The organism is Aeromicrobium sp., assembly GCF_050700635.1.
GTDB lineage: Bacteria > Actinomycetota > Actinomycetes > Propionibacteriales > Nocardioidaceae > Aeromicrobium.
In genome coordinates this window covers 1-5,212 of the sequence record NZ_JBOHDT010000049.1, presented here as the reverse complement: position 1 = coordinate 5,212, position 5,212 = coordinate 1, and the positions used below count along the sequence as shown (strand labels likewise).

General features: G+C 67.5%; 3 protein-coding genes and 1 pseudogene. 3 read left to right on the top strand and 1 reads right to left on the bottom strand.

Going from position 1 to position 5,212, the window contains the following annotated elements; all coding sequences use genetic code 11:
• Positions 1-3,068, bottom strand: a 3,068-nt coding sequence (metH, locus tag ACRDPN_RS03635; protein WP_431445970.1) for a methionine synthase, incomplete at its 3' end; no start/stop codon positions are given.
• A 194-nt stretch (positions 3,069-3,262) separates the two neighbouring features.
• Here metH and ACRDPN_RS03630 point away from each other — a divergent pair.
• From ACRDPN_RS03630 to ACRDPN_RS03620, 3 genes and pseudogenes are all read left to right on the top strand, one after another.
• Positions 3,263-3,913 carry an HAD family hydrolase gene (locus tag ACRDPN_RS03630; RefSeq protein ID WP_431445969.1) on the top strand — a complete coding sequence of 217 codons (651 nt, stop codon included), beginning with the start codon at positions 3,263-3,265 and terminating at the stop codon, positions 3,911-3,913.
• A gap of 9 nt (positions 3,914-3,922) precedes the next feature.
• Positions 3,923-4,876, top strand: coding sequence for a site-2 protease family protein (locus tag ACRDPN_RS03625; protein WP_431445968.1), 954 nt, complete (start codon positions 3,923-3,925; stop codon positions 4,874-4,876).
• Positions 4,873-5,212 (top strand): annotated as a pseudogene (locus tag ACRDPN_RS03620) (tRNA (adenine-N1)-methyltransferase); the annotation flags it as partial. The gene ACRDPN_RS03625 and the pseudogene ACRDPN_RS03620, both read left to right, overlap by 4 nt.

Here is a 5,212-nt window from a genome sequence, read left to right as displayed (position 1 = left end):
CGGACCTCGGACCGGGAGTCGTCGGTGTAGACCTCGATGTCGTCGTGCTCGACGACGTTGGCCGGGAACAGACCGACGACGCCACGCGCCGTGATCCACTTCTCCTCGATGAGGCGGTCGAGCATCGCCTGCGCGTCGTCGAACAGCTTGCGGGCCGCCTCACCGCTCGTCGGGTTGTTGAGGATGTCGGGGAACTTGCCCTTCATCTCCCAGGAGTTGAAGAACGGTTGCCAGTCGATGTACTCACGCAGGTCGGCCAACGGATAGTCGTCGAGCACGAGCGGGGTGCCGATCTCGATGCCCTGCGGTGCGGGCGGCACGTAGTCCTCCCACTCGATGGCGGTGCGGTTCGCGCGCGCGTCCTCGAGCGTGAGCAGCTTGCGGGTGTCCTGTCGGGCGGCGTGACGCTCGCGCAGCGAGTCGTAGTCCTCCTTCAGATCGGCAAGCAGCTGTGGTCGGGCATCGTCGGAGAGCAGCTTCGAGACGACTGGCACGGAGCGGGAGGCGTCCTTCACCCAGACCACCGGGGAGTGGTACTTCTCGTCGACCTTGACGGCCGTGTGGGCACGCGACGTGGTGGCACCGCCGATGAGCAGCGGGATGTCGAAACCCTGACGCTCCATCTCGCACGCCACGTTGACCATCTCGTCGAGAGACGGCGTGATGAGCCCGGACAGGCCGATCAGGTCGGCGCCTTCGGCCGTCGCGGTGTCCAGGATCTTCTGCGCCGGCACCATGACTCCTAGGTCGATGACGTCGTAGTTGTTGCACTGCAGCACGACGCCGACGATGTTCTTGCCGATGTCGTGGACGTCGCCCTTGACCGTGGCCATGACGACGAGACCGTTGCTGCGGCCGGCGTCCTCGGGCTGCTTCTCGTCCTCGATGTAGGGGATGAGGTAGGCGACCGACTTCTTCATGACGCGGGCCGACTTGACGACCTGGGGGAGGAACATCTTGCCGGAACCGAACAGGTCGCCGACGACGTTCATGCCGTCCATCAGCGGGCCCTCGATGACCTCGATCGTCCGACCACCACGGTCGGCGATCTCGGCGCGGAGCTCCTCGGTGTCCTCCACGGCGAACTGGTCGATGCCCTTGACCAGCGCATGCGTGATGCGTTCGGTGACGGGCAGCGAGCGCCACTTCTCGTCCTCGACCTCCGCCTTCTGGCCGTCACCGGCATACTCATTCGCGATCTCGAGCAGACGCTCGGTGCCGTCGTCGCGCCGGTTGAGCACGACATCCTCGATGCGTTCGCGCAGTGGCGGTGGGATCTCGTCGTAGACGACGAGGGCGCCGGCGTTGACGATTCCCATGTCGAGGCCGGCCCGGATGGCGTGGTACAGGAAGACCGCGTGGATGGCCTCGCGCACCGGGTTGTTGCCACGGAACGAGAACGACACGTTCGAGATGCCGCCGGACACGTGCGCGCCGGGCAGGTTCTCCTTGATCCACCGGGTGGCCTCGATGAAGTCGACACCGTAGTTCTGGTGCTCCTGGATGCCGGTCGCGATCGCGAACACGTTCGGGTCGAAGATGATGTCCTCGGCCGGGAATCCGACCTCGTCGACCAGGATCCGGTAGGCCCGCTCACAGATCTGCTTGCGACGTTCGAGGTTGTCGGCCTGGCCGTCCTCGTCGAACGCCATGACCACAGCGGCGGCGCCGTACTTGCGGCACAGCTGCGCCTGCTCGCGGAACTTCTCCTCGCCCTCCTTCATGGAGATGGAGTTGACGATCGGCTTGCCCTGCAGGCAGTGCAGTCCGGTCTCGATGACCTCCCACTTGGAGGAGTCGACCATCACCGGAACGCGACAGATGTCGGGCTCGGACGCGATGAGCTTGAGGAAGCGGTTCATGGCGGCGACGCCGTCGATCATGCCCTCGTCCATGTTGACGTCGATGACCTGCGCCCCGTTCTCGACCTGCTGGCGGGCGACCGAGAGCGCGGTGTCGTAGTCGCCGTCACGGATGAGGTTGCGGAAACGTGCCGAGCCGGTGATGTTCGTGCGCTCGCCGACGTTGAGGAACAGCGAGTCCTCGGTGACGGTCAGCGGCTCGAGCCCTGACAGCCGCAGAGCGGGCGCGACCGCTGGCGGCACCCGCGGCGTGAGGCCGTCGACCGTCTTGGCGATGTGGGCGATGTGATCGGGCGTGGTGCCGCAGCAGCCGCCCACGAGGTTGACGAAGCCGCTGTCGGCGAAGTCGCGGAGGATCGCGGCGGTCTCCTCTGGCGTCTCGTCGTACTCACCGAAGGCGTTGGGTAGGCCGGCGTTGGGGTAGCAGGACACGAAACAGTCGGCCAGGCGCGCGATCTCGGCGATGTAGGGCCGCATCTCCTTGGCCCCCAGAGCACAGTTGAGCCCGACGAGCAGGGGCTTGGCATGCCGGATGGAGTGCCAGAACGCCTCCGCCGTCTGCCCCGAGAGCGTGCGTCCCGAGGCGTCGGTGATGGTGCCGGAGATGATGACCGGCCAACGACGTCCGTACTCCTCGAAGACGGTCTCGATCGCGAAGATCGCGGCGCGGGCGTTGAGCGTGTCGAAGATGGTCTCGACGAAGATCAGGTCGGACCCGCCGTCGAGGAGACCCCGGGTCGCGGTCGTGTAGGCGTCGACGAGCTCCTCGTACGAGACGTTGCGCGCGCCGGGGTCGTTGACGTCCGGTGAGATGGACGCCGTGCGCGTCGTCGGGCCGAGCGTTCCGGCGACGTACCGCGGGCGGTCGGGAGTCTCGGCAGTGATGGCGTCGCACTCGCGCCGTGCCAGGCGGGCGGACTCGAAGTTCAGCTCGTAGGCGAGCTCGACCATGTCGTAGTCGCTCAGCGAGATCGCGGTGGCGTTGAAGGTGTTGGTCTCGATGATGTCGGCGCCGGCCGCGAGGTACTCGCGGTGGATCGACGCGATGATCTCCGGCTGCGTGATGGTGAGGAGGTCGTTGTTGCCGACGACGTCGCACGACCACTCGGCGAAGCGGTCACCGCGGTAGCCCGCTTCGTCCGGCCGGTCGCGCTGGATGGCCGTGCCCATGGCGCCGTCGAGCACGAGGATGCGCTCACGGAGCATCGACGACAACGCTTCGGTCGCGTCAGGGCGATGCTCGGTCAGGGTCGGGGTGGTCACAGGCGTCCTCGGGGGGTTTGGGCGTTCGACGATACGATGCGCAACTCGCGAGCGCGGGCGGGCATTCCATCCTCCGGACCAGTGTCTCATCTGCTGGTATGCCCGACGGTCTTATGGGCGGACGTACGCTGTGCGGCGTGGATGACTTCGCTGCCGTGCTCTGGGACCTCGACGGGACGCTCGTCGACACCGAACCCCTCTGGATGGCCAGCGAGCACGACCTCGCCGACGCGCACGGCGCCACGTGGACGCAGGAGGACGGACTCGCCCTCGTCGGCAACTCCCTGATCGAGTCGGGTCACTACATCAAGCGGCGCCTGGGCTCCGATCTCGCACCGGAGGAGATCGTCGAGTTCCTGGTCGTCCGGCTGGCCGACGCCCTGCACCGCGAGATCCCCTGGCGCCCCGGGGCGCGGGAGCTCGTCACCGCCCTCGACAGCCGAGTCGTGCCGCAAGCCCTGGTGACCATGTCCTACGCGCCGATCGCCAGACCGGTGGCCGACGCACTACCTTTCGCGGCCGTGGTGACGGGAGACCAGGTCGAGCACGGCAAGCCCCACCCTGAGCCGTACCTGCGAGCAGCCGAGCTGCTCGGCGTCGACGCCGCCGAATGCCTCGCCATCGAGGACTCCGGGACCGGGGCGACCTCCGCGAACGCCGCCGGCTGCCAGGTGCTCGTGGTGCCGCACTTCGTGAACGTGCCGGATGCCCCGCGACGGGTGCAGGTTGCCAGCCTGGAGAGACTTCAACCGGACGGTCTGCGCGAACTGTTCGGAGCTTCCCCATAGATTGGAATCGTGAGCTTCTCCGACGCCCGTCCAAGGTCGGCGGGCACGTGGCGGGTCGGGCGCTTCGCGGGCGTCGAGCTGCTCGCCAAGCCGTCCCTTCTCGTCATGGGTGTCATCCTCGTCGTGCTGTTCGCGCCGCGATTTGAGTCGCAGACCCAGACCAATCCGTACGTCATCGCAGCCGTGTTCGTCTTGGTGCTCTATGCGTCCGTGCTGCTTCACGAGATCGCGCACGTGGTGGCGGCTCGCTCCTTCGGTATGCGCGTGCCGTCGGTGACGCTGCACCTCCTGGGCGGCGAGACGGCCATCGAGGGCGAGAGCCGCACCCCGTGGCAGGAGCTCGCGACCGCGATCGTCGGGCCGCTGGTCTCGCTCGGCATCGGGCTCGCGGCCAGGCAGGTGGCCGAGAGCGTCGAGCCGGGAGTGTTGCACGACATCGTGGCGTTGATCGGCTCGATCAACATTCTCGTCGCGGTGTTCAACATGCTGCCCGGGCTGCCACTCGACGGCGGCCGGGTGTTCAAGGCCGTGGTGTGGCAGCTGACCGGACACGAGGCCACCGGCACGCGCTTCGCCGCCTGGATCGGACGTCTCGCCGCGGTCGGGCTGGTGGTGGCAACCTTGCTCTGGTTGCAACGGACCGGTTTCTCGGACGATCGCTGGACCTTCGACCTGATCATCTCGGGCCTCGTGGCGTGGTTCCTCTGGGAGGGCGCAGGGCATGCATTGGCGCAGGCCAGGCGCACCGCCCGGGTCGACCTGCTCGACGCACGCACGTTGCTCGAGCCGGGCGAGGCCCCCGAGGGAGCACCCAGGCTGCCGGTCGACATCCGCGGCCAGGTGCTCCTGCGAGCGATGGCGGCCCGACCCGCCGAGACCTATGCCGTGGTCGAGCGCGACGGATCCATCGCCGGGATCCTCCGCACGTCACGGGTCGACGAGGCCTACCGGAGGAGCCGATGAAGAGGGGCCCGCTCGAGGAAGGGGAGTGGGTGCGGCTCAGCGACGCCAAGGGGCGCAAGCACAACATCCGCCTCGCGGTGGGTCAGGAGTTCTCGACGAAGAAGGGCCAGATCCGGCACGACGACATCATCGGCCGCCCCGAGGGGATGATTCTGGAGTCGTCGCTCGGCGGCCAGTACCAGGTGTTCCGGCCCTTGCTGTCGGAGTATGTCGTCTCGATGCCGCGCGGTGCCGCGATCATCTACCCCAAGGACGCCGCCCACATCGTCACGATGGCCGACATCTTCCCCGGCGCGCGCGTGGTTGAGGCGGGTGCCGGATCCGGGAGCCTCACCA